Annotated in this window: 9 protein-coding genes and 2 pseudogenes; 1 reads left to right on the top strand and 10 read right to left on the bottom strand. The window is 36.1% G+C overall.

All coding sequences use genetic code 11. The annotated features are described in order from the left end of the window. Positions 1-192: 192 nt before the first annotated feature. Positions 193-993, top strand: a pseudogene (locus ABZP37_RS00365) (IS1595 family transposase). Between the two features lie 136 nt (positions 994-1129). On the opposite strand, the gene ABZP37_RS00360 reads toward ABZP37_RS00365, so the two are convergent. The 10 genes and pseudogenes from ABZP37_RS00360 to ABZP37_RS00315 form a co-directional block, all read right to left on the bottom strand. Beyond that, positions 1130-6046 (bottom strand): ice-binding family protein, encoded by a 4917-nt coding sequence (locus ABZP37_RS00360; RefSeq protein ID WP_366184711.1) that lies wholly within the window; start codon positions 6044-6046, stop codon positions 1130-1132. A 301-nt stretch (positions 6047-6347) separates the two neighbouring features. Next, a complete protein-coding gene (locus tag ABZP37_RS00355) occupies positions 6348-8285 on the bottom strand; it encodes an OmpA family protein (protein WP_366184709.1) in 1938 nt (645 codons plus the stop codon). 11 nt (positions 8286-8296) lie between these two features. Continuing rightward, a complete protein-coding gene (locus ABZP37_RS00350) occupies positions 8297-9205 on the bottom strand; it encodes a type IX secretion system membrane protein PorP/SprF (protein ID WP_366184707.1) in 909 nt (302 codons plus the stop codon). 62 nt (positions 9206-9267) lie between these two features. Next, a complete protein-coding gene (locus ABZP37_RS00345; RefSeq protein ID WP_366184705.1) occupies positions 9268-16911 on the bottom strand; it encodes a gliding motility-associated C-terminal domain-containing protein in 7644 nt (2547 codons plus the stop codon). 50 nt (positions 16912-16961) lie between these two features. Next, positions 16962-21233, bottom strand: a complete 4272-nt coding sequence (locus tag ABZP37_RS00340) for an ice-binding family protein (RefSeq protein ID WP_366184703.1) — start codon at positions 21231-21233, stop codon at positions 16962-16964. An 83-nt stretch (positions 21234-21316) separates the two neighbouring features. Continuing rightward, positions 21317-21559, bottom strand: coding sequence for a hypothetical protein (locus tag ABZP37_RS00335; RefSeq protein ID WP_366184701.1), 243 nt, complete (start codon positions 21557-21559; stop codon positions 21317-21319). Between the two features lie 464 nt (positions 21560-22023). Then, a complete protein-coding gene (locus tag ABZP37_RS00330; RefSeq protein ID WP_366184699.1) occupies positions 22024-23007 on the bottom strand; it encodes a response regulator in 984 nt (327 codons plus the stop codon). A gap of 28 nt (positions 23008-23035) precedes the next feature. After that, the gene (locus ABZP37_RS00325; RefSeq protein WP_366184697.1) at positions 23036-25408 is read right to left on the bottom strand and encodes a PAS domain S-box protein; all 2373 of its coding nucleotides are present in this window, start codon (positions 25406-25408) and stop codon (positions 23036-23038) included. 126 nt (positions 25409-25534) lie between these two features. Further along, positions 25535-26401 (bottom strand): annotated as a pseudogene (locus ABZP37_RS00320) (transposase). Between the two features lie 196 nt (positions 26402-26597). Then, positions 26598-26810 carry a hypothetical protein gene (locus tag ABZP37_RS00315; protein WP_366184695.1) on the bottom strand — a complete coding sequence of 71 codons (213 nt, stop codon included), beginning with the start codon at positions 26808-26810 and terminating at the stop codon, positions 26598-26600. Between the last annotated feature and the right edge of the window lie 107 nt (positions 26811-26917).

The following is a 26917-nucleotide window of genomic DNA, read 5'->3' as shown; positions in this document are numbered from 1 at the left end:
AGTGGAGCGTCGGATATAGTAGAGGTAGAGGATGTGTTTTTTAAACTTTAATAATCCTAATATTGGAAATGCTATACTATCAAGTATTTAAAAACCTCTGGAAATTATTTACATTTTAGAGTAGTCCGTTTTAAAGTGTTTTGAGTTCAGTAGATATCTTCATGTCTTAGAAGTCTATAAAATAAAGGAATTATGGATTTATTTACAGGACAAAACCTTCTAGAGTTCGCTGAACGGTTTAAAACTGCAAGGAATATTTGGCAAATTTCAAGTGGGAAACAGGTTTCATTTGTTTAAAGTGTAAGCACACAAAGAGTCAAATCCGAAAGGATTTTTCGAGAACTTGTAATATTTGTAGCCATGCAGAAACCGCAGCTGCAAATACTTTATTTCATAAGGTTAAGTTTGGCTTACGGAAGGCTTTTTTTATATGTTTTGAGATGTCAACTACTACCAAAAGTTTATCTGCTAGTTACATGGGAGTTCGCTTTGGAGTTACAGAAAAAATAGCACATTTATTTATGTACAAAGTTAGAGAAGCGATGAAATCTAATGAGAATTATCCCATGTACGGGATCGTTCATATTGATGAATTTTTTATTGGTGGAAAGGAAAAAGGTAAAGTAGGAAGGAGTTCTGACTGTAAGAAAAAAAAGGTTGTAACGGCAGTAGAATTAACAGATAAGGGAAAACTGCAAAATAACCACAGATAAATGGAAAGGTTATCGTTCTCTATTTGAGGATTATAATATCACACAAATAGAAAGTAACAAAGGCATGAATTTTATGGCATTGCACACCATGATTTATCAAGTAAAATCATGGATTAGAGCAACATATTCATCTGTAAGTAATTTTAATACAAACAGGTATCTTGATGAATTTTGCTGTCAAATTAATCGTTCTCAAAGCAAAAACAGCATCTTTACTAATCTGATAGTAATAATAGTCGTGTCAGAAAAAATATATAAATCTAAAATTATATGTTCGTAACTACTGACCTCAAAAAGTATTTATATTATGTTTTTTTAAACATAATAAGTTTTTCAAATTAATTTCAGAACAGGGTTTAAAGTAGTAGTCAAAGATTGATCTCTGGTTGAAATGTTATTTTGTAATTAAGTTACTTTTAATATAAAACTTTGGTGTTAACTACTTTTTCATTCTGTAATACTGTTTTTACAAATATGGGTTGGTGACTTGAAGCCAGATCAGGTATTAATAATTCAGTATCGTTGATGTTATTTTTTTGATAAATTTCTCTTCCTGATACATCATAAATAAGTACTTTATCTATTGTTTCAACTGTAGAAATAATGTTTATCTGTTTGTTTTTACTAGAAACTAAAACGGTATCTTGTTGGGTACTGAAATCTTTAGTTCCTAAGTTTTTATTTGTATATAGCAAAACAAAACGGTCATTAAATGTTCCTGCAGCTGTTGTGAAAATGTAATTCCCGTTTTTTAAATTAAATATAGTACTATTTAGGTTGTCTTTTATAAATATGGATTGATTTAATAATGAGCCATCTAGGTGATCAATACTTATTTTTAAATCTCCATTAATTGTAGTTTTAAAGCCTAGAGGCACTTCGTCATTTATATCGAATGGCCAAGTCTTACCCTGGATTACTAGATTTTTGTTTGATTTTATGCTGTAAAAATCTACATATTTATTTCCGTCAAAACTTTCTCCATCATAACTATCGTTGTATTCATTTGTAGCTCCAGTTATATATCCTACCAATGTTTGCTTGAAAGCTCCTTGACTATTAGTTAAGTTTAACCAAATTCTATCTTTTTTAATAACTTTTGAAAGTTTAGTTTTAGAGGTAGTATTAATTTTGAAAAACTGAGAATTATTGGATCCTGATGTACCTCCGGCTAAACGCATATTATTGTTAAATTGAACATTTGCATTACTAGTTTTGCTTGTTGAAAAAAAGGCTTGTCCTGCGGCAATTTTACCTGATGGGATCGTCATTATTCCATCAGAAACGGCGGCGACTCCGGCTCCTCCTGTTAAATTATAGGAAGCGTAATCATCAGAAGTATACGCATAAGTTCCTGAGCCAGGGTTTGAAATTTGGCTGGCTAATTGAATAGCGGTTGCATGTGTCCAGAAATAAATAGTGCCTTCTAAAATGGACGAGTTTACATTCAAAAATGTATCTGCATCAATAGCTGAAGGATATGGATTTCCTATAAGATTTGAGGTGCCTTCGGGACCAATCGGTATCTCTATTATTCCGTTGTTTGGTTTTCCCAAAAAACTAGTTTCATAAATGCTAGTGGTAGTACTGCTATTGGCTTGAGGTCCTTGTACAATATAACCAGTTCCAATTGACATAATTGTGGATGTTAGTTCCTTTTTCCAATTTTGTGTAGTTGAGAATGCATTAAAGGAATAAATTCTATTGGAAGGCGAATTCGAGAATGCCCTAGCTAAAGTCTGGCCTGCTACAGGAGAGGACCAGTAGGTGTAATCTGAGGGACGAACTGAAGCAGATTGCCGTTTGTAAGTTATGTTTCCTGAATTTATAGCTCCATCATTAATTTGAACTAAACTGGCATTGTTTTCAAATGTTAGGGATCCGTCAGAAACCGTTAATTCATTAGTTATTGTCATGGTATAATTAGAATTAACGATGACTACTGCACCATTATTAACGGTAATAGAGCAGGCATGAATATCTTCACTAGCAGTAAGATTACCTGTAAAAATAACTGATTTAGTAGCAGATGGAAACCCATTGTCCCATGAAGAACCATTCCAAGTTGTAAGACTTGCAATTGAAATTTTTACGGGGATAGCGTATTGAACAGGCTCGGTACAACTTTGTACAACAGCTCTGAAATATGTGGTAAGACTTAAATATCCAATAGTAGTTCCATTTAGTGTTGTGTCGTTGGAAGTAATATCTGCAGCAATTGCAAAATCTGGAGTTAAGGAACTTTGCCACTTGACAACCCAACCAGTATTACCTGATAAACTTAAATCGGCAGGTACGGAAGTGGAACAAAATGCCTGATTTGAAGAAATTAGTCCTCCTGTTAAAACGACTAATTTAGGATTGACTGTAATAGTTCCTCTTGCATCATTTCCACAACCTCCAGTTAACGGAATACTGTAGTTAAATATTCCTGAAGCCGTTGGTGAACCACTAATTGTGATCGTATTTGACGCCCAAATTGCTGTTACTCCTGGAGGTAGTCCTGTAGCATTTCTAATTCCAGTAGCAGCATTTGTGCTATGGGTAATATTGGTTAATACCGTATTAATATATAAGGTTGGCATTGATGATGATGCACCAGGAGTCACGGAATTTGTAGCTTGATGAATTGCAATAATTACACTATTAGAATGTATTGTATTGCTTCCGATTATTGCTACTGCCCTAAAATAGGTAGTTCTAGGAAGTATTCCTATTTGGGACCCAGTTAGTGTTGTAGTTGTATTTGCAATAGCGATTGGGGTTGTGAAAAAAGAGTCTGTTGATTTTTCCCATCTCAAAACTGTATCCATATGACCTGTTAGCGTTAAATTTTGGGGTTGTAAACCAGAAACGACAACTTGATTTGACGAGGCAATTATAGGGGTTGATAATGTGCAGTTTTGTAACGTTATAGCTCCTGCAATTGTAAATATTCCTCCATCTGTTATCGTTAAATTACCAAGTGTGATTGCTCCTGCCAAGCAGATAAAGGTTCCTCTGATCTTACAAGACGCACCTACATTTAACGCTCCATCGATTACCCAAAACACATTAGATGCTAGAGCTCCATTAGTTAACTCTATTTGACTACTTGCAGCAATTGAAAGAGCTCCTGTTATTTTAATAATAAATATAGAATTTGTAGATCCTAAGCCATTTAAGGTTAGTGCTCCTCCTAAAGTAGCAGCACTAGCAATGTGATGAACGCCTGGCTCTAAACTTTCACCATCGACAAAGGCAGCGCCGTGAGTATTTGTAGTAGGAGTATTTTTTATGGAATTAAATAAAGGAAGTAAATAATTTGCGCACGTTTGGGTAAGAGCATCTTCTTTATGCAATGAAGACATATTAGAAAAGATTCCAGAAATTGCCCCGGAATTTGTACCAATAAGCCCATTATTAGTTGAAATCCCTGCTGCATTAGTAATAGCACCGTCTTTCGTAAATAACGTAAAAGGAAATAAAGGATCAAGATTAGGTGCAGTAACTGAAGTAGTTATCTTTATACTATTAGAGTAAGCATTAACACCATCAATAAGGATTACTGCTCTATAAAAAGTAGTAGTGATAAGTGGACCAACGCAAGACCCTGAAAGAATTGTTGAAGAAAGCAATATATCTGTTGGGTTAGAAAAATCATTGTTAATGGCCCATTGCCATTTTATAACAGGACTGGTGTTTCCTGTTAAAACTAAATCAGCTAGTAGCGCTCCAGTAGCAATAGTTTGATCAGCTGATAAATGCATTGTATTAGTAGGGGGAGTTGATAGTGTGGAATTATCTAATGTTATAGCTCCTGCTATTGTAAACATTCCGCCCTCTGTTATACAGTTGTCACCCAAGGCGATTGCTCCTGCCAAACAGATGAAGGTTCCTCTAACGGTACATGACGCGCCTACACCTAAAGCGCCATCCATTACCCAAAACACATTAGCACTTGAAGCTTTATTAATTAATTTAATTTCTGTACCAGCTGCCAATGCTAGTGCTCCAGTAATTTTTATAATGAAAATAGAATTAGGATTATTTTGACTATCTAAAGTTAATATTCCAGACATTGTAGCTGCTGAGCCAATTTCGTACACCCCTGGAAGTAAAATTTCGCCAGCACCAAAAGAAACTGCATGAATATCCGTAGTATGAGTGTTTTTTATGGAATTAAATAAGGGGAGCAAGTAATTTGCGCAAGTAAGAGTAAGAGCATCTTCAGCATGTAAGGAAGGTATGTTTGAAAATGTTCCAGTAAGCGCCCCAGAATTTGTACCAATAAGTCCATTATTAGTTGAAGTTGTGGCTCCATTAGTGACAGCTCCAGCTGTTGTAAATAAAGCAAAAGGTGCTAAAGGTCCCGTATTAAGAGGTACAGTGGTAGTTATCTTTATACGATTAGAATATGCAGGAATACCATCAATAAGTATTACTGCCCTATAAAAAGTAGTAGTAGTAACAGGACCAATACAAGAACCTGAAAGTCGGGCTGAAAAATGTAGAATATCTGTGAATTCTGTGAAATTAGGATCCGTAGAACTTTGCCATTTTATAACAGGACTGATGTTACCCGTTAACACTAAATCAGCTGGAACAGTCCCTGAAACTATTGATTGACTTTCTGATAAAACCATTGTATTAGTAGCTGCTGTAGCTAAAGACATTTCGTCCAGTGTTGTAATGGCACCAGCTATGGTCAATGCACCTCCCTCTAATGTGCAACTTGCGCCCAGACTTATAGCGCCTGAATAACAAATAAACAGACCTCTTGCTTCACAATTAGCTGCAATAGCACAAGCATCTGCGATAACCCAAAACACATTTTTTGCTTGCGTACCGTTTGTTAAAAATATTTTTGCTTCTGCACCCATGGTAAAAGCACCTCCAGTTTTAATAATAAACCGTGCATTTGGATCTCCACCACCGTTTAAGGTTAGAATACCAGCTATACTGGCAGCTCCTGCGGTAGTATAAACACCCGGAGTTAAAGTTTCTGATCCATAAGCACCAGATCTCTCAGTACCAGTTCTATTTACTAAATCAGAATAAAGGAGCTTTAAATCGTCTGTACATTGAGCTGTTTCTGGTGTAGTGGCATATAAATTCGTCGGCTGTATAATTAAACTTGCAAAACCAGTTAACGTACCTGCATTAGTGCCAACATTCCCGTAATAGGTAGAAGTTGTTCCCGCATTAGATATGTCGCCAGCTGCAGTAAATAAAACAAAATTATTTGTAGTCCCTACTGGAGGCGGAGTAGGGTTAATGTACTTTGCAAAAGTTACACTAGTATGAAGTATTAAAAAGTGAATAGTTAATAATAAGATTAATTTTTTATTCAAAATTTGGTTTTATGATTACTTACAAAATTATGCGGATAAAAAATCATAACTATCAGTATATCTACTCTTTTATGTAAATAATTAAGTGTGAAAATCTGTAAAAATACGGAAAGTAGTATGTCTTGGATTTACTTTAGAATCATGGTTAAATGGAATGCTTTGATATGGTTAAATATGTATTTTGTTTTTTTAACTAAATTGTAATATAATTTGAAAAAAGATAAAAAATATTCTTAAAACCTCGGGAGTTTGAAGCCGAGGTTTTAAGAATATTTTTTATTAGGTACTTTGTCAATAAATTTTAGAGACTATTGATAATAAACTCACTACGTCTATTTTGTTGATGTTCTTCTTCGGTACATTCCACGCCATCAAGACATTTGTTTACCAATTGAGTTTCTCCATATCCTTTACCTATTAACCTATTTTGATTAATTCCGTTTTTAACTAACCAAGCTATAGTTGATTTTGCTCTGCGATTAGATAAATCTTCATTGTATTTGAAAGTTTGTCTACTATCAGTATGAGAACGAATGTCCAGTTTCATTGTAGGGTTTTGTATCAACACATCCAATATTTTTTCGAGATCATATGCGGCTTCCTGTCTGATGTTAGATTTATCCAGGTCAAAATAAATCATTTTAATTCCGAAACAGACACCTAAGTCATTACCAACAGTGACTTTACAGCGTATTTTTTCAAGAGTAATTGGCAATTCGGTTCTTCCGTTTTCTCTTGTAATTCTGATTTTTTGCTCTTTGGTAGTATATTCTTGTTTTACAGCTCTTATATTGTACGTTTTTTCAGAGTCAACATTGAAAGAGTAATTTCCGTTTTGATCCGAATTTGTAGTACTTACTAATTTAAATTGGTTGTCAAACAATGTTATTGTTGTACCAGGCAGTATTTGTGCACTTATTAAATCTGTTACATTTCCAAATAATTCCTTTTTGTAAATCAGTTTTCTAGTTTCTATAAATTTGTAAATATCATCATATCCTAATCCACCTTCTCTGTTAGAAGTAAAAAAACCTCTTCTTGATTTTGTATCAATCAAAAAAGCAAAATCATCATTGTTCGAATTTATGCCATCACCTACATTTTGCACTTCGTCAAAAGTTCCATCGGGATTTATTTTAGAGACAAATATATCTAGACCTCCAAGTCCAAGATGTCCATTTGAAGCAAAATAAAGTTCGTTTTCGGCTGTTACGAATGGAAAAGTTTCTTTCCCTTCTGTATTGATTTTTTTACCTAAATTCTCTGGCGTTTCAAAGCTTCCGTCATCATTTATTCGAACCTTAAATAAATCAGACTGACCTATTGTCCCCGGTAAATCAGAGGCAAAATACAATGTTTTTTCATCTGGACTCAATGCTGGATGTGCTGTGCTGTATTGATCACTGGTAAATGGTAATTCTATAATATTTGCCCATTTATCATTCTCAAAAGTGGCCCTGTAAATTTTTATTAGTGTTATATCATTTCCATCTTTCCCTTTTTTTCCATCTAAATAATTATTTCGTGTGAAATACATCGTTTTTCCATCTTTTGTGAAAACTGGAGTCGATTCGTTAAATTTTGTGTTTATAGTATTTGAAAACTCATTAATTTCTCCAAGAGTTGATTCTTCACCTAAATCAGCAACAAATAGATTTGTAAAATACTGATTAGTCCATTTGTGTTTTTTCTGTCCTATACTACCATTATCTCTTGCAGAGGCAAAAACAAGCTTGTTGTTATAGTAAGAACTTCCATAATCAGAGTATTTAGAGTTGACTCCTGCATCTTCTATGATGTACCTTCCTGAATTTGCTTTGATATCTTCTAAATAATTTTTATTTTTTTCAAAAAGTTTAGCTCTGCTATCATCATCCGCTTTCTGATAAAATTGTTCTAGTATCATATTAGCTTTATCTGTTTCTCCAACAGATTTTAAACATTGAGAATATCTAAAAAAATATTCAGGCTGCTGATCAGAACTCATAGAAAATAGTTCCCCATACCATTTGGCAGCTTTATCTAAATCGGAATTGAAGTAATAGGAATTCCCAAGTTTTTGGAACAGATCTATCGATTTATATCCTTTTGCTGCAACTCTTTCATATGTTTTTATTGCATCTATGTAGGCATAGTTGTCATATTTTATGTCAGCAGAAGCCACTTGTGATTTTTGAGAATAACCATTAAATGAAAAAACACTTAGTATAGTTATATAAAAAAGTAAATAATTTTTCATACAAATAGTTTTTAGAAGAATCTTGGGGTAGTAATTTTGTCGATAGTATTAAATATTTCATAACGTAGAAATATTTCATGAGATCCAGAATTGTAGTTTCTCAATTTAGTAGTTTCCTTATCGTACCCATAACCTATGTACATTCCGTCAGAAACTTGGAAACCAACCATGGCACTTAATGAAGCGCTCCATCTATAGGCGATACCAGCTACGAATTTGTCCATAAACATAAAATTCCCAGAAACATCTATTTGAAGTGGAGCACCCTGAACCATTTTACTAAGAATGGCAGGTTTAAATTTTACTGAATCACTCAAATCAAATACATATCCAGCGATTAAATAATAATTTATTTTTTCCTTAAAAATAGCAACTTCATTATCATTATAGCGATTTGATTCAATGAAATTAGGAATAGAAAAACCTATATAAGCTTTATCTGAATGTAAATAAATACCTGCTCCGATGTTAGGTGAGAATTTTTTGTAATTTTGTAAACTTGCATCGGTTGCATCTACAGGATTTAATTTGGTAGCGTCCAAGTTAAAAATATTTGCTGTAACCTTCATTCCGAAAGAGAGTTTAAAAGTCTCCGAAGCAGGGACGGTATATGATAAATCGGTAGAAATACTATTCTCTTGAGTAGCACCAATTTTATCGTTTATCAAAGAAACGCCTATACCTAGATTATTTCTGTTCAGTGGTGTATTGATTGATACAGCATTGGTTACAGGTGCTCCATCTAATCCTATCCATTGGGCACGATGCAATGCAAATATACTCATGACTTCCCTCGATCCCGCATAAGCAGGGTTGACATTGATTGTATTGTACATGTATTGTGTAAATTGTGAATCTTGTTGACCATAACTTACCATCACTGTAAATATCAAAGCGAATACTAATAATTTTGTCTTCATTTAAGTTGTTATATTAAACCTGGGAGTTTTAAGCCCAGGTTATTATTAGATTTGTAGGTAATTTATCTTGCAAGGGTTAAGTATCCATTTTTTGCATTTACTTTAGTATTACCATTTCCATCAATTGAAGTATAATTCAATATGTAAAAGTAAGTCCCCGAAGGTAAATCTACAGAACGATTAATTGTTGTTCTACCTTGAGAAGTCCCATCAAAAGCCTTAGTTCCGTTGTTATAGTTTTTAGTTTCATAAACTAATACTCCCCATCGATTATAAATTTCTAACGTATTATCAGGATAACAGATGGTATCTTCAATATTATCGATAATAAATACTGCATTTTTAGCATCACCATTTGGTGAGAATGCATTATGGACAACTATCGATCCGCAACCTAATACAATACCACTACAGTCATCCTCAATTTTTATTTTTAGGGTTAATGGGCAATTGTTTTCAAGTCTGTATTTAAATGAATATGTACCAGTACTCAAACCAAAAGGTGAGAATACACTTCCTTGTAATTTCTCTGAGTTTTCAGTACTTGTCCAAGTTCCGTTAGTTGGAGTTCCTGAAGGTAATAAGGTTTCTAAATTAATAGTTAACTGACTGTCTGAATTACAAGCTGCATTTGGAGCTGTTATTGGTTGATCGGGAGCGCCAGTTACTCGCCATGAACAAGTATTTGTATTGAAAGTCGCTGTCTCATAACAAGCCGTTGTTGGTTCTGCAGGCTGTGTTCCTGTTGTTTTCCATGAACAAGTATTTGTATTGAAAGTCGCTGTCTCATAACAAGCTGTTGTTGGTTCTGCAGGCTGTGTTCCTGTTGTTTTCCAAGTACAAGATGTTGTATCAAAGCTTCTAGTTTCCCAACATGCTACTGCCGTTGTTGGTTCTGCTGGCTGTGTTCCTGTTGTTTTCCAAGTACAAGATGTTGTATCAAAGCTTCTAGTTTCCCAACATGCTACTGCCGTTGTTGGTTCTGCAGGCTGTGTTCCTGTTGTTTTCCAAGTACAAGATGTTGTATCAAAGCTTCTAGTTTCCCAACATGCTAATACTGTTGTTGGTTCTGCTGGCTGTGTTCCTGTTGTTTTCCAAGTACAAGATGTTGTATCAAAGCTTCTAGTTTCCCAACACGCTAATGCTGTTGTTGGTTCTGCTGGCTGTGTTCCTGTTGTTTTCCAAGTACAAGATGTTGTATCAAAGCTTCTAGTTTCCCAACATGCTAATACTGTTGTTGGTTCTGCTGGCTGTGTTCCTGTTGTTTTCCAAGTACAAGATGTTGTATCAAAGCTTCTAGTTTCCCAACACGCTAATGCTGTCGTTGGTTCTGCTGGCTGTGTTCCTGTTGTTTTCCAAGTACAAGATGTTGTATCAAAGCTTCTAGTTTCCCAACATGCTAATGCTGTCGTTGGTTCTGCTGGCTGTGTTCCTGTTGTTTTCCAAGTACAAGATGTTGTATCAAAGCTTCTAGTTTCCCAACATGCTAATGCTGTTGTTGGTTCTGCTGGCTGTGTTCCTGTTGTTTTCCAAGTACAAGATGTTGTATCAAAGCTTCTAGTTTCCCAACATGCTAATGCTGTTGTTGGTTCTGCTGGCTGTGTTCCTGTTGTTTTCCAAGTACAAGATGTTGTATCAAAGCTTCTAGTTTCCCAACACGCTAATGCTGTTGTTGGTTCTGCTGGCTGTGTTCCTGTTGTTTTCCAAGTACAAGATGTTGTATCAAAGCTTCTAGTTTCCCAACATGCTAATGCTGTTGTTGGTTCTGCTGGCTGTGTTCCTGTTGTTTTCCAAGTACAAGATGTTGTATCAAAGCTTCTAGTTTCCCAACATGCTAATGCTGTTGTTGGTTCTGCTGGCTGTGTTCCTGTTGTTTTCCAAGTACAAGATGTTGTATCAAAGCTTCTAGTTTCCCAACATGCTAATGCTGTTGTTGGTTCTGCTGGCTGTGTTCCTGTTGTTTTCCAAGTACAAGATGTTGTATCAAAGCTTCTAGTTTCCCAACATGCTACTGCCGTTGTTGGTTCTGCTGGCTGTGTTCCTGTTGTTTTCCAAGTACAAGATGTTGTATCAAAGCTTCTAGTTTCCCAACATGCTAATGCTGTTGTTGGTTCTGCTGGCTGTGTTCCTGTTGTTTTCCAAGTACAAGATGTTGTATCAAAGCTTCTAGTTTCCCAACATGCTAATGCTGTTGTTGGTTCTGCTGGCTGTGTTCCTGTTGTTTTCCAAGTACAAGATGTTGTATCAAAGCTTCTAGTTTCCCAACATGCTAATGCTGTTGTTGGTTCTGCTGGCTGTGTTCCTGTTGTTTTCCAAGTACAAGATGTTGTATCAAAGCTTCTAGTTTCCCAACATGCTACTGCCGTTGTTGGTTCTGCTGGCTGTGTTCCTGTTGTTTTCCAAGTACAAGATGTTGTATCAAAGCTTCTAGTTTCCCAACACGCTAATGCTGTTGTTGGTTCTGCTGGCTGTGTTCCTGTTGTTTTCCAAGTACAAGATGTTGTATCAAAGCTTCTAGTTTCCCAACATGCTAATGCTGTTGTTGGTTCTGCTGGCTGTGTTCCTGTTGTTTTCCAAGTACAAGATGTTGTATCAAAGCTTCTAGTTTCCCAACATGCTAATGCTGTTGTTGGTTCTGCTGGCTGTGTTCCTGTTGTTTTCCAAGTACAAGATGTTGTATCAAAGCTTCTAGTTTCCCAACATGCTAATGCTGTCGTTGGTTCTGCTGGCTGTGTTCCTGTTGTTTTCCAAGTACAAGATGTTGTATCAAAGCTTCTAGTTTCCCAACATGCTAATGCTGTTGTTGGTTCTGCTGGCTGTGTTCCTGTTGTTTTCCAAGTACAAGATGTTGTATCAAAGCTTCTAGTTTCCCAACACGCTACTGCTGTTGTTGGTTCTGCTGGCTGTGTTCCTGTTGTTTTCCAAGTACAAGATGTTGTATCAAAGCTTCTAGTTTCCCAACACGCTAATGCTGTTGTTGGTTCTGCTGGCTGTGTTCCTGTTGTTTTCCAAGTACAAGATGTTGTATCAAAGCTTCTAGTTTCCCAACATGCTACTGCCGTTGTTGGTTCTGCTGGCTGTGTTCCTGTTGTTTTCCAAGTACAAGATGTTGTATCAAAGCTTCTAGTTTCCCAACATGCTAATGCTGTTGTTGGTTCTGCTGGCTGTGTTCCTGTTGTTTTCCAAGTACAAGATGTTGTATCAAAGCTTCTAGTTTCCCAACATGCTAATGCTGTTGTTGGTTCTGCTGGCTGTGTTCCTGTTGTTTTCCAAGTACAAGATGTTGTATCAAAGCTTCTAGTTTCCCAACACGCTAATGCTGTTGTTGGTTCTGCTGGCTGTGTTCCTGTTGTTTTCCAAGTACAAGATGTTGTATCAAAGCTTCTAGTTTCCCAACATGCTAATGCTGTTGTTGGTTCTGCTGGCTGTGTTCCTGTTGTTTTCCAAGTACAAGATGTTGTATCAAAGCTTCTAGTTTCCCAACATGCTAATGCTGTTGTTGGTTCTGCTGGCTGTGTTCCTGTTGTTTTCCAAGTACAAGATGTTGTATCAAAGCTTCTAGTTTCCCAACACGCTACTGCTGTTGTTGGTTCTGCTGGCTGTGTTCCTGTTGTTTTCCAAGTACAAGATGTTGTATCAAAGCTTCTAGTTTCCCAACATGCTAATGCTGTTGTTGGTTCTGCTGGCTGTGTTCCTGTTGTTTTCCAAGTACAAGATGTTGTATCAAAGCTTCTAGTTTCCCAACACGCTACTGCTGTTGTTGGTTCTGCTGGCTGTGTTCCTGTTGTTTTCCAAGTACAAGATGTTGTATCAAAGCTTCTAGTTTCCCAACATGCTACTGCTGTTGTTGGTTCTGCTGGCTGTGTTCCTGTTGTTTTCCAAGTACAAGATGTTGTATCAAAGCTTCTAGTTTCCCAACACGCTACTGCTGTCGTTGGTTCTGCTGGCTGTGTTCCTGTTGTTTTCCAAGTACAAGATGTTGTATCAAAGCTTCTAGTTTCCCAACATGCTACTGCTGTTGTTGGTTCTGCTGGCTGTGTTCCTGTTGTTTTCCAAGTACAAGATGTTGTATCAAAGCTTCTAGTTTCCCAACATGCTACTGCTGTTGTTGGTTCTGCTGGCTGTGTTCCTGTTGTTTTCCAAGTACAAGATGTTGTATCAAAGCTTCTAGTTTCCCAACATGCTACTGCTGTTGTTGGTTCTGCTGGCTGTGTTCCTGTTGTTTTCCAAGTACAAGATGTTGTATCAAAGCTTCTAGTTTCCCAACATGCTACTGCTGTTGTTGGTTCTGCTGGCTGTGTTCCTGTTGTTTTCCAAGTACAAGATGTTGTATCAAAGCTTCTAGTTTCCCAACATGCTAATGCTGTTGTTGGTTCTGCTGGCTGTGTTCCTGTTGTTTTCCAAGTACAAGATGTTGTATCAAAGCTTCTAGTTTCCCAACACGCTAATGCTGTTGTTGGTTCTGCTGGCTGTGTTCCTGTTGTTTTCCAAGTACAAGATGTTGTATCAAAGCTTCTAGTTTCCCAACATGCTAATGCTGTCGTTGGTTCTGCTGGCTGTGTTCCTGTTGTTTTCCAAGTACAAGATGTTGTATCAAAGCTTCTAGTTTCCCAACATGCTAATGCTGTTGTTGGTTCTGCTGGCTGTGTTCCTGTTGTTTTCCAAGTACAAGATGTTGTATCAAAGCTTCTAGTTTCCCAACATGCTAATGCTGTCGTTGGTTCTGCTGGCTGTGTTCCTGTTGTTTTCCAAGTACAAGATGTTGTATCAAAGCTTCTAGTTTCCCAACATGCTAATGCTGTTGTTGGTTCTGCTGGCTGTGTTCCTGTTGTTTTCCAAGTACAAGATGTTGTATCAAAGCTTCTAGTTTCCCAACATGCTAATGCTGTCGTTGGTTCTGCTGGCTGTGTTCCTGTTGTTTTCCAAGTACAAGATGTTGTATCAAAGCTTCTAGTTTCCCAACATGCTAATGCTGTCGTTGGTTCTGCTGGCTGTGTTCCTGTTGTTTTCCAAGTACAAGATGTTGTATCAAAGCTTCTAGTTTCCCAACATGCTAATGCTGTCGTTGGTTCTGCTGGCTGTGTTCCTGTTGTTTTCCAAGTACAAGATGTTGTATCAAAGCTTCTAGTTTCCCAACATGCTAATGCTGTTGTTGGTTCTGCTGGCTGTGTTCCTGTTGTTTTCCAAGTACAAGATGTTGTATCAAAGCTTCTAGTTTCCCAACATGCTAATGCTGTCGTTGGTTCTGCTGGCTGTGTTCCTGTTGTTTTCCAAGTACAAGATGTTGTATCAAAGCTTCTAGTTTTCCAACATGCTAATGCTGTTGTTGGTTCTGCTGGCTGTGTTCCTGTTGTTTTCCAAGTACAAGATGTTGTATCAAAGCTTCTAGTTTCCCAACACGCTAATGCTGTTGTTGGTTCTGCTGGCTGTGTTCCTGTTGTTTTCCAAGTACAAGATGTTGTATCAAAGCTTCTAGTTTCCCAACATGCTAATGCTGTCGTTGGTTCTGCTGGCTGTGTTCCTGTTGTTTTCCAAGTACAAGATGTTGTATCAAAGCTTCTAGTTTCCCAACATGCTAATGCTGTCGTTGGTTCTGCTGGCTGTGTTCCTGTTGTTTTCCAAGTACAAGATGTTGTATCAAAGCTTCTAGTTTCCCAACATGCTAATGCTGGCGTTGGTTCTGCTGGCTGTGTTCCTGTTGTTTTCCAAGTACAAGATGTTGTATCAAAGCTTCTAGTTTCCCAACATGCTAATGCTGTCGTTGGTTCTGCTGGCTGTGTTCCTGTTGTTTTCCAAGTACAAGATGTTGTATCAAAGCTTCTAGTTTCCCAACACGCTAATGCTGTCGTTGGTTCTGCTGGCTGTGTTCCTGTTGTTTTCCAAGTACAAGATGTTGTATCAAAGCTTCTAGTTTCCCAACACGCTAATGCTGTTGTTGGTTCTGCTGGCTGTGTTCCTGTTGTTTTCCAAGTACAAGATGTTGTATCAAAGCTTCTAGTTTCCCAACATGCTAATGCTGTCGTTGGTTCTGCTGGCTGTGTTCCTGTTGTTTTCCAAGTACAAGATGTTGTATCAAAGCTTCTAGTTTCCCAACATGCTAATGCTGTTGTTGGTTCTGCTGGCTGTGTTCCTGTTGTTTTCCAAGTACAAGATGTTGTATCAAAGCTTCTAGTTTCCCAACATGCTAATGCTGTTGTTGGTTCTGCTGGCTGTGTTCCTGTTGTTTTCCAAGTACAAGATGTTGTATCAAAGCTTCTAGTTTCCCAACACGCTAATGCTGTCGTTGGTTCTGCTGGCTGTGTTCCTGTTGTTTTCCAAGTACAAGATGTTGTATCAAAGCTTCTAGTTTCCCAACATGCTACTGCTGTTGTTGGTTCTGCTGGCTGTGTTCCTGTTGTTTTCCAAGTACAAGATGTTGTATCAAAGCTTCTAGTTTCCCAACATGCTACTGCTGTTGTTGGTTCTGCTGGCTGTGTTCCTGTTGTTTTCCAAGTACAAGATGTTGTATCAAAGCTTCTAGTTTCCCAACACGCTAATGCTGTTGTTGGTTCTGCTGGCTGTGTTCCTGTTGTTTTCCAAGTACAAGATGTTGTATCAAAGCTTCTAGTTTCCCAACATGCTACTGCTGTTGTTGGTTCTGCTGGCTGTGTTCCTGTTGTTTTCCAAGTACAAGATGTTGTATCAAAGCTTCTAGTTTCCCAACACGCTAATGCTGTTGTTGGTTCTGCTGGCTGTGTTCCTGTTGTTTTCCAAGTACAAGATGTTGTATCAAAGCTTCTAGTTTCCCAACACGCTAATGCTGTTGTTGGTTCTGCTGGCTGTGTTCCTGTTGTTTTCCAAGTACAAGATGTTGTATCAAAGCTTCTAGTTTCCCAACATGCTAATGCTGTTGTTGGTTCTGCTGGCTGTGTTCCTGTTGTTTTCCAAGTACAAGATGTTGTATCAAAGCTTCTAGTTTCCCAACATGCTAATGCTGTTGTTGGTTCTGCTGGCTGTGTTCCTGTTGTTTTCCAAGTACAAGATGTTGTATCAAAGCTTCTAGTTTCCCAACATGCTAATGCTGTTGTTGGTTCAGTAGGTTTAGCCGTCCCATCATTATCCCATTCACAGGTTGCTGTATTGAATGTAAAAGTATCCCAACAGTTTACTTTCGTTGGCTCAGTAGGTTTAAAGCAGCTTACAGCCAAACTTGTTTGTGAATTATCATTTGAATTACTTGCATTTCCTTGCGAAGCATTAAGTGGAGGTGAAGCACAACCTCCGCATAATAAAGGATTGTTTGCTGTAATATACACTATGTTACCTAGAATTTTTTTTGCGCTACTGACTACATTTCCTCTTACAGTAAGCAAAATATCCCCAGCATCAAATGAACCAAAACCACCAGCTGAATTCGTTAATGTTATTGTGTTTGCAGATCCAGTTGTTAAACTCAATTGACTCCAACGTCCGTCACTTCCTGACGAAATCCCTGTAATTTCAGCATTGGTACCAACGCTAATAGTAACTCGTAATGAATTACTAACTATAGTTTCATTACCATAATTACCAACGGTAGCACTCAAGGTCCCTGTAGAGCCTTGCGTCACACTTGCTGGACTCATCAAAATTGAAATTGCTGGATCTGCATTCTTTTGTGAATATCCTTTCGGTATAAACGTAAAAACAGTCAAAAACAATAATATTAATTTATATAGAGTATTCATGTTTTTATTGTTTAGCGATGATATTTTTTTTAGGGTAACGAAAGTCATAATTACTGAGCATTAAGAACAGTGTTATATGTGTTATTATAATTCTGACTATCTAAACCTGATCCATTTACAATTGTAACTGTAATTGGTTGCGAAGTTTGAGTCGGTACATCTAGTTGACGCTCTATGGTAAAACCAATAGCTGAAAATGTATTTGCACCAATTGTAACACCTGCTTTTAATGTAGTTGTTATAAATAGGGAACTTTCAGTTATTGTCCAGTCATTATTATTTACTGTAACGTCACCATTAACAGCAGAAATACTAGTTGTAGCTCCATAGGTAATAAGGAATGCAGACTGTTTTGAGATTTTAAAGACTACTTGTCCATCTGATGGTGCGCCTTTAATTTCAGATATATTTACAACAAAATCTTTTTTATCACCTGCAGATACGAAGACTAAAGCTTCAATATCTATTGTTGTAGAAAAGTCTGGTAGTTCTTTTGTAACTTCTATTGTTACGTCTGCTTGGCTACAATTAGTTGGATTTGATTTTTCACAAATTTGATATGTCATGGTATAAGTTCCTGCTGGAGTATTTGTAGCTATATCTACAGAACCGTCAGAATTTAACGTTAAACTATTGTTAGAAGTTACAGTTGTCAAATGAATTTGACTTAGACTAACATCTGAACCATTTACAGTATCATTTGTTAATACGTTAACAACGTTGGTTCCTCCTGTTGTACCATTAATAGGTCCTGCAGTATCTTTATTGGCATCTATAATCGGAGCCGAAACAACAATAGTAGAGGTTACCGTATCACAGTTTCCTGTGTTGTTCACCTCGCAAATTGTATAACTTATTGGATAGTAGCCTGCTGGGGTGTTGGCTGCAACTGTTACAATCCCCGTTGCAGTATTAACTGTGATTCCTGTTGGTAATACTCCTGTTGTCATCGTTACATTTCCTGGACTTGTTCCTATAACTACTGAATTTCCATTTAAAGTATCATTAGAAGTCAAGGCAGTTGTGGTTCCTCCAGTGTTTCCGTTGATTGCTGGAGTAGTTTCGGTCACCGCATCAATTCCTGGCGCTGCAACTGTTATAATACTTGTTACCGTATCACAGTTTGCCGTGTTATCTATCTCACAAATTGTATATTCAACGTTATAATTGCCTGCTGGAGTATTGGCTGCCACTGTTACAATCCCTGTTGCAGTGTCAACTGTAATTCCTGTTGGTAATACACCTGTTGTCATCGTTACATTTCCTGGATCTGTACCTATAACGACTTGGCTTCCATGTAAAGTGTCATTTGAAGTTAAGGGAGTTGTAGTTCCGCCAGTTTTTCCGTTAATAGCGGGAGTAGTTTCGGTTACTGCATCAATTCCTGACCCTGTTACTGTTATAATACTTGTTACCGTATCACAGTTAGCCGTGTCATCTACCTCACAAATTGTATACTCAACGCTATAATTACCAGCTGGAGTATTCGTTGCAACGGTTACAACCCCTGTTGCAGTATCAACTGTGATTCCTGTTGGAAGCGTTCCTGTTGTCATAGTTACATTTCCTGGACTTGTTCCTATAACTACTGAATTTCCATTTAACGTATCATTAGAAGTTAAGGAAGTTGTAGTTCCTCCTAGGTTTCCGTTGATTGCAGGAGTGGTTTCGGTTACAGCATCAATTGCTGTTACTGTTATAATACTTGTTACCGTGTCACAATTTGCCGTGTCGTCTACCTCACAAATTGTATACTCAACGCTATAATTACCAGCTGGAGTATTCGCGGCAACGGTTACAACCCCTGTTGCAGTATCAACTGTAATTCCTGTTGGAAGTGTTCCTGTTGTCATAGTTACATTTCCTGGACTTGTTCCTATAACTACTGAATTTCCATTTAACGTATCATTAGAAGTTAAGGCAGTTGTGGTTCCTCCAGTGTTTCCATTGATTGCTGGAGTGGTTTCGGTCACCGCATCAATTGCTGTTACTGTTATTATGCTTGTTACTGTATCACAGTTTGCCGTGTCATCTACCTCACAAATTGTATATTCAACGTTATAATTACCAGCTGGAGTATTCGCAGCGACTGTTACAATCCCTGTTGCAGTATCAACTGTAATCCCTGTTGGAAGCGTTCCTGTTGTCATCGTTACATTTCCTGGACTTGTTCCTATAACTACTGAATTTCCATTTAACGTATCATTAGAAGTTAAGGAAGTTGTAGTTCCTCCTAGGTTTCCGTTGATTGCAGGAGTGGTTTCGGTCACCGCATCAATTGCTGTTACTGTTATAATACTTGTTACTGTATCACAGTTTGCCGTGTCATCTACCTCACAAATTGTATACTCAACGCTATAATTACCAGCTGGAGTATTCGCTGCAACGGTTACAACCCCTGTTGCAGTATCAACTGTAATTCCTGTTGGTAGTACTCCTGTTGTCATCGTTACATTTCCAGAAGCTGTTCCTATAACTACTAGGTCTCCATTTAACGTATCATTAGACGTTAAGGCAGTTGTGGTTCCTCCAGTGTTTCCATTGATTGCTGGAGTGGTTTCGGTCACCGCATCAATTGCTGTTACTGTTATTATGCTTGTTACTGTATCACAGTTAGCCGTGTCATCTACCTCACAAATTGTATACTCAACGTTATAATTACCTGCAGGAGTATTGGCTGCTACTGTTACAATCCCTGTTGCAGTATCAACTGTAATCCCTGTTGGTAGCGCACCCGTTGTCATCGTTACATTACCAGAAGCGGTACCTATAACTACGAGGTTTCCTTTTAAAATGTCATTTGAAGTCAAGGAAGTTGTTGTTCCCCCTGTGTTTCCGTTTATTGCTGGAGTGGTTTCGGTCACCGCATCAATTGCTGTCAAAGATGTCGAAGTGACACAAACTGGATTGTTATAAATTATACCTGAATAGGTGTTAACTGCTCCGCCAGTAGAAAGTTGTCGTCCTGCGAGAAATACAGAAGCTCCTGATCCACAAGCTCCGCCATGTGAAAGAAAAGTTCCTTTTAAAACAGAACCAGCTCCTATAGTAATGGCACCAGTGGCAACTCCAGCTCCTCCAATCCAAAAAATATTGCAACGACGCGCTCCATTAATTAAAATTATTTTTGATTGTGCTCCTACTGAAAATGCCCCGGCAAACTTAAAAACAAATATTGCATTGGGATCATTTTGACCGTCTAAGGTAAGAGTTCCCCCTAAAGATCCAGCACCGTCTATAAAATAAACTCCAGGATTTACTGTTTCTCCAACAGCTCCAACAGCTCCAAAAGCTGCCGGGTGGGCAACAAGTACTACAGGAAAAACACCTGCATCTGAAGGTACTGTATTAGGCAATGCCATAAGTGCATTATAAGCGGTATCTAAATCACTATTAGCTTGTGCTGTATTAGTATTTGCAGTATGAACATCCCCAATAACAATTGAATCCTCAAAACCACTTACAGAGCCAGAATCGGTACCGATATTACCATCAATTCCAGATGTGCTAGTATTCGCCACAGCACCTAAATTAGTATAAAGGGCATAATTTGAAAGAACTCCCAAAACATCAACAGCAGGAGCTGGACTACAATTTGCTTCACAAAATATTGGAATGGTACTCTTACAAGCAGGTGGTCTTACAACAGCGCCAACTCCAGTAACTAGTGCTCCTTGCAAGGAAAGCATTCTTCCTTCAAGAACGGCATTTGCACCAAGACCAACAGCTCCTATCTTTGCAAATAAAGTTCCTTTTATTTTAGCATCTGCTGCAACAGAAATAGCTCCATCTGCAATAAAAAAAACATTGCAAGATTTTGTTCCATTAGTTAAATTAACTACTGCACCAGCTCCTACTGTCATGGCTCCGTAAAATTTAATTATAAAGTAAGCGTCAGGATTTCCACCTCCATCAAGAGTAAGAGCTGCTCCTATCGATCCAGCGCCAGGTATGGAATAAACTCCAGGAGTAAGTGTTTCACCACCTCCAAAAGCGGGAGCATGGGTGGATGGATAGTCGACAAAAAGATCGTTAAGGTGAATATATAACCTAAATAAATCGAATCTGCACTGAGCTGTTACAGTATTAGCATTGTAGGTGTTGCCAGTAAAAGATGGTGGCCCACCAAATCCGCTAATGATTCCAATATTTGTACCAGCATCGCCTTTCCAGGTCGCTCCGGCTCCATTTGTAATAGCTCCGGCTCCGGTATAACCTTCAAAAGATTCAAGTATCCCTAAATTAACTGTTTGACTAAAATTTATATTTGGTAACAGTAGTGCAAAAAAACTTATGGCTAAAAAATGGAGTTTAATTTTCATAATTGTTCGTATTAATTCTTAGTAAAGCGGTAGATGTGAAATGAATGAAGGGCTTAAATTGTTTTTTCCGATTAAAGGCAGCTTTATTTCTGCCTATGCTCTTTTTGTACTGATAAAAGGAAAACGGTAAAGGCATTTTTTCCTCTGTTTAGAGTTACGGTAACTACCATTGAAATTTGGCATACTGCGGGAATTAATACTTCTCCGTTTGAAAAAGTTACAGTAGGAGTGGTTGACGGATCTAAATTAAGTGTTTTAGAAAAACTTATATTTGAGAAAAGTAGTAGTGTAATTGTTATTATACTGAAGAGTAAATATTTTTTCATAATAAATAATTTAATTGAGAAAACATCATGACAAAAAAACAATTCCAACTAACGGGTTGTAATTAATTAAAAAACGTTTTACATGATGTAATTCCCGTACAAATTACTGCTTTTTAATAGTCTAAGGCTTCAGTATATATACCCTTTAAAAAAAAACAAAAAAGAATGCTCAGTAAAAATACGGAGGTGTATTTTTGAAAGTGTAAAGTAGAGCTAAACATTAAGTGAGGAATATAATGTGTGGATATACTGAAATTGGCCTTTAGTTACGGTGCTAAGCAATTTCAAAAGGTTAAAAAAAATATAATTTTTTTTAACCTTTTGAAATTTTTATAAACAGAAATAGAAATGGAACAAAATTAAAAGTCTTGAGAATAGACGTGCTATTTTGTAGTTAAATACGTGTAAATTAGTTATTGGTGCTATTTGATAAGCTTCAAAAGGTATTACTAATTAAGTTCTAATCAATATAAGTCTATTGTTATCAGTTTATTGCGTATTGCATACATAATAAGTTCAGCAATGTTCTTGCTATCTGTTTTTTCCAAAAGATTAGCTCTGTATGTTTCAATAGTTCGCTGCCCGAGAAAAAGGGTTTCAGATGTCTCTAAAGTAGATTTTCCCTTACAAATTAATTCAAGCACTTCAAGTTCGCGATTGCTAAGTTTTAGGGGATTATCTATTGGATCTTTAAATATAGATGGGGTAGGGTTTTTAATGTCTAATTTAATGATATTGCCAGCAAGACTCGTGTGACCTTTGTAGGTAATTACAGATCCAAATAATTCAACAAATACGGTGTTCAAAGTTTTGTGGACGGCTTCAAATTTTAAAGATATTGAGCCTTTTGTATCTTTTAAACAGCGATCAAAATCGTTTAAAATTTTTGTTTTATCACAATGTTTTTCATCGAGAAGTTTTCTGAAATTTATTGAAGAAAATTCATCATAATCGTAGCCGAAAATGGTGGATAATGTTTCATTATAAAATATAAAATTATCTTTTTGATAAATAAAAACACCTAATGTCGGATGATCCATAAGAGCATGGAATTTTTCGTTGTTAAGTTGTTCAATAGAATCATATTTAGCGAGGCGAGTATTAATCACTTTCAATAATTCATGAAAGTCAAAAGGTTTTATAATATAATCATCCGCACCCAACTGCATTCCTGCTCTGATATCTTCATTTTCAGTTCTTGCAGAAAAAAACACTAAAGGAATAGTGGAGGTAGATTCAATTTGCTTAATTGTTTTATAAAAATCATATCCATTCATATTAGGCATAGATATATCGCAAAGGATAAGATCAGGTAAATGTTTTAAGGTTTGTTGGACGCCTATAAGTCCATCCTCGGCCACAAACACTTCAAAGTTTTCTCCCTTAATAAATTCGGCTGTATTTTCTCTTAAGACTGTATCGTCTTCTATGATAAGAATTTTTTTCATTTTAAAAAATTAAAATATTGAGTGTTTTTTATGGATTAAAACTAACAATATTGGTTTCCGTTTTATTTATCAGATTACTTTCAGGATTTTCCTGCTGTAAATATGGTAATATAATCGTTACTTTGGTTCCTTTATCTACAACTGATTCAATTAAAATTATCCCTTTATGAAGATCAATGAATCTTTTTACAATAGATAAACCAAAACCAGTTCCTTTTACAGTTCCAATATTCGAAGCACGGTAATAAGGTTCTAATAAATATTTTATTTCCTCTTGAGGTATTCCAATTCCCCTATCCTTAATTGTAAATTTCACCTCTTTGTTGTTTGTTTCATCTAAGGTTATCGTGATTTTTTTATTGTAGCTACTATATTTTATAGCATTTGAGATGATATTATTAAAAATGTGCCGAATCATAATTGCATCCATATAATAGCTTCCGATATCTAAGTTTGTCTTTAAAACTACTTTGTGATTTGTGCCGGATATATTTATATTTTCTTCAATAATCTCATTTATGAGGGGGACAAGTTGAATGGTTGTAGGTCTAAAAAAAGATTTACTAGTTTGCTCTTGGTCAATAAGAGAAACATCGTCAAGGAGTGCTTTAGTATGTTGTACAGCATCAAATATCTGTTTAAACATTTTTTCTTTTTTGTCCTTATCCCAAGTATCGTTGTATATTTTTAATAATTGAACACTGGAAAGAATTCCCGCTAATGGCGTTCTGAATTCATGAGAAACGGTGGATATAAATTGAGATTTTAAGACGTTTACTTCTTCCAATTGTTGATTTAATTGTACTAACCGCTCCTCTTCAAGCTTACGTTTTGCGATGTTGTTTATAGTTGAAATCAGTAAATTTTGTCCGCTAATGGATAATGAACTAGTATAAATTTCAACATCACAGGTTTCACCGGAAGCTAACTTATGTATAAATTGGAAGTAAGATTGCCCCGCCAAAGCAAATTTTTTCATTTCTTCTAATATTTCTTCTGGAGGGAAAGTACTAATGTCTGATAGATTCATTGATTTAAACTCTTCTAACGAATAGCCATAAAATTGCGCCGCAGCAGAATTAACATCGATGATATTGCCATCAACAGGATCTATCAGCAGTTGAGCAGCTTGGTTTTTTTCGAACATAGCAAAATACAACTGACTACTTTCTTGTAATGCCTCATCTGCTTTTTTCCGATCGGAGATATCTCGAATGTGACATAAAATAACTTTTTGCATCTCTACCATATATACATTACTGACAAACTCTACAGCTATTGAATTTCCAGCTTTTGTTTCCAATGGCATATCTTCAAATCGAATGTATTCTTTGTTTTGTAATTGAATAAAAGCTTCTTTAGAGGCCGCAATGTTTTTAAAAACACCAATTTCCCAAAGTTCTTTCCCTACTAATTCTTCGTAATTAAATCCAATCATTTCAATCAGGAACGGATTGGCATCGGTAATCTTACCAGTGATTGCATCAAGAATTAAAATCCCTTCTTTTGATGATTCAAAAATCCGGTGAGAACGTGTTTCTGCATTTTGGGTTTTTTCTAGTGATAATTTGCGTTCCGTGATGTCCTGGATCATACCAATCATAGTAAGTCCATTTATTTTATTATCAAAAACAATTTCTCCCCATCCTTCTACCCATCGAACCTGACCGTCATTCTTAGGGATAATTCTGTATTCCTTATGAAATGGTTTGTGATTTGCAATACAGTCCATTGAATATTGCTCTATTGTTTTTCTATCGTCAGGATGAATGATATTGTAATAGGATTCAAAACTGACTAGTTTTTGGTGTTTGATCCCAAATAGTAACGATAGCTCCTCGGATAATTCTAAAAATTGAGTTGACATGTCGAATTTATAGGAACCAATATTCCCAATCCTCAGAATTTTTTTGAAAATAACCTCGTTTTCCGAAAATTTCTTTATTAATAGTTCTTTTTTTGTTCTATCAAGGGCAGTTATAAGATATTGTTGCTCCTTTTCTAAAAAGATAGCATTTAACCTTACATATATAAGTTTATCATTATTTAAAGTTAATTCAAGATCACAGGGATTTTCAACATTGTTTTCTTTGGCTTTAAGTAAAAAGGTATTGAAATCAGAAAGGTTTTTTTTGGATATAAAATGGATGAAAGGGAAATCAATTAAATCATCATGTGTTTCCTCCAGAATATTTAAACCACAACTGTTAAGCTGTACTATTTTACTATCACAATCAATAATATAATGGCCAACAGGGGAAAGTTCACAAAACAGTTTTGCTTTCCGAGAAACTATTTCCGCTGTGTCTTTTGCTAACTGTAGCTCTTGGTTCTGTAAAGTGAGTTCAAGATTACATGCTTTTAATTCCTGGATTAGACTCTTAGAGTTGGATTCAATCATAATTCGTTTAATATATTCTATTTTGTTTTTTATCTGTAGCTCTTTGCTTTAGGATAATTAAAATTCTGAATTTAATATTTTTGAGGTCAGTAGTTACGAGCATGTAATTTCAGATTGATATATTTTTTACGAATCTACTATTTTGATTGTCATGATGTTAGGTGTGTTTTTTACTTTGAGGACGATTAATTCGATAGTGAAATCCATCAATATACCTATTTTTATAAAATCACTAACGGCAGAAAATATTGTTCTAATCCATGATTTTACATGATGACTCGAGAGCTTTGGTCGAACAGGCAATACAATCATGGTATGCAATTAAAACAGATCCCTTTGTTACTTTTTATTTGTGTGATATTGTGATGCTCAAATAAAGGACGATGGCATTTCCATTTATTTGTAGTTGTTTTTGCGCTTTCATCAATGTGTTTATCAAATGTAGACTCAAATTATTGGGATGAATAATTGTCAATTTTAAAACATACATTCTTTAACTTTTTGTTATCTGTTAATTCTATTGCGGTAACAATCTTTTTATTGTTGCTGTCACAACTCCTTCCTATTTTCCCTTTTTCACCAATAACTAATTAATCAATATGAACGGTTCCTCCATTGAGTGACCCTCACTAGATTTCATCGCTTCCTAGCTTTGTACATAAATAAACGTACTGTTTTTTCTGTAACTCCAAAGCGAACTCCCATATAACTTGCAGATAAATTTTTAGTACTCGTTGATCTCTCAAAACATATAAAAAACTTTTCGTAAACCAAATTAATCTTATGAAATAAAGTGTTTACAGCTGCGGTTTCTGTGTGGCTACAGATATCAAGTTTTAGAGAAATATTTACGGATTTGACTCTTTATATGCTTACAATTTAAACAAATGAAGCCTGGTTCTCATTTTAAATTTGTTAAATACTCTTGCAGTTTTTATCTGTTTTAAAATGTTTAGCAAACTATAAAATATTTTGTTCTGTAAATATATCCATAATTCCCTTGCTTTATGGACTTATAAGAGATGAAATTACCTACTGACCTCAATAAAAGTTTTTTTCGCTTGTTGATTCATCAGTTCCTATTATGTCTATGCATACTTTTTTAGTAATTAACTAGGGTTTACTTTAGTGTATTGATTAGTTCAATAATTACAATTACCTTTTGAATAGCTGATAAATGTATTGCTTCTTAAATATTAAAAGATATTATTTTTTTTAATTCATCTTCAAAATAAATTGAATTATCTCTTCTGAAATTTTCATCTTCAAAAATAGAAAGTAACTTCGCCAATGTACTTTTCCTAGAAGCTTGTGTTCCAATAAAAGTAACGATCTCTCTTACTTCAACATCTGTATTTTTTAGAGGTTCAAAATATTTAAGAATAAGTTTTGCTCTTTCCATTCCTCAGAAATATGAAAATAATTAGTATTTAATTAAATAAAAAAAGGAACTCCATCACGGAGGGCACTGAAAAAGTCATTTACAAAAAATCAGCATAAAAAAGGAGC

Origin of the sequence: Flavobacterium ovatum (genome assembly GCF_040703125.1) — a bacterium.
In the GTDB taxonomy this organism is placed as follows: domain Bacteria; phylum Bacteroidota; class Bacteroidia; order Flavobacteriales; family Flavobacteriaceae; genus Flavobacterium; species Flavobacterium ovatum.
This window is presented reverse-complemented; position numbering and strand designations above follow the sequence as displayed.

What these genes read in the sequence shown, in the direction of transcription:
- ABZP37_RS00330 (WP_366184699.1), bottom strand. Translation starts at nt 23,007, where the DNA reads ATGAAAAAAATTCTTATCATAGAAGACGATACAGTCTTAAGAGAAAAT.
- ABZP37_RS00355 (WP_366184709.1), bottom strand. Translation starts at nt 8,285, where the DNA reads ATGAAAAATTATTTACTTTTTTATATAACTATACTAAGTGTTTTTTCA.
- ABZP37_RS00315 (WP_366184695.1), bottom strand. Translation starts at nt 26,810, where the DNA reads ATGGAAAGAGCAAAACTTATTCTTAAATATTTTGAACCTCTAAAAAAT.
- ABZP37_RS00345 (WP_366184705.1), bottom strand. Translation starts at nt 16,911, where the DNA reads ATGAATACTCTATATAAATTAATATTATTGTTTTTGACTGTTTTTACG.
- ABZP37_RS00335 (WP_366184701.1), bottom strand. Translation starts at nt 21,559, where the DNA reads ATGAAAAAATATTTACTCTTCAGTATAATAACAATTACACTACTACTT.
- ABZP37_RS00350 (WP_366184707.1), bottom strand. Translation starts at nt 9,205, where the DNA reads ATGAAGACAAAATTATTAGTATTCGCTTTGATATTTACAGTGATGGTA.
- ABZP37_RS00325 (WP_366184697.1), bottom strand. Translation starts at nt 25,408, where the DNA reads ATGATTGAATCCAACTCTAAGAGTCTAATCCAGGAATTAAAAGCATGT.
- ABZP37_RS00340 (WP_366184703.1), bottom strand. Translation starts at nt 21,233, where the DNA reads ATGAAAATTAAACTCCATTTTTTAGCCATAAGTTTTTTTGCACTACTG.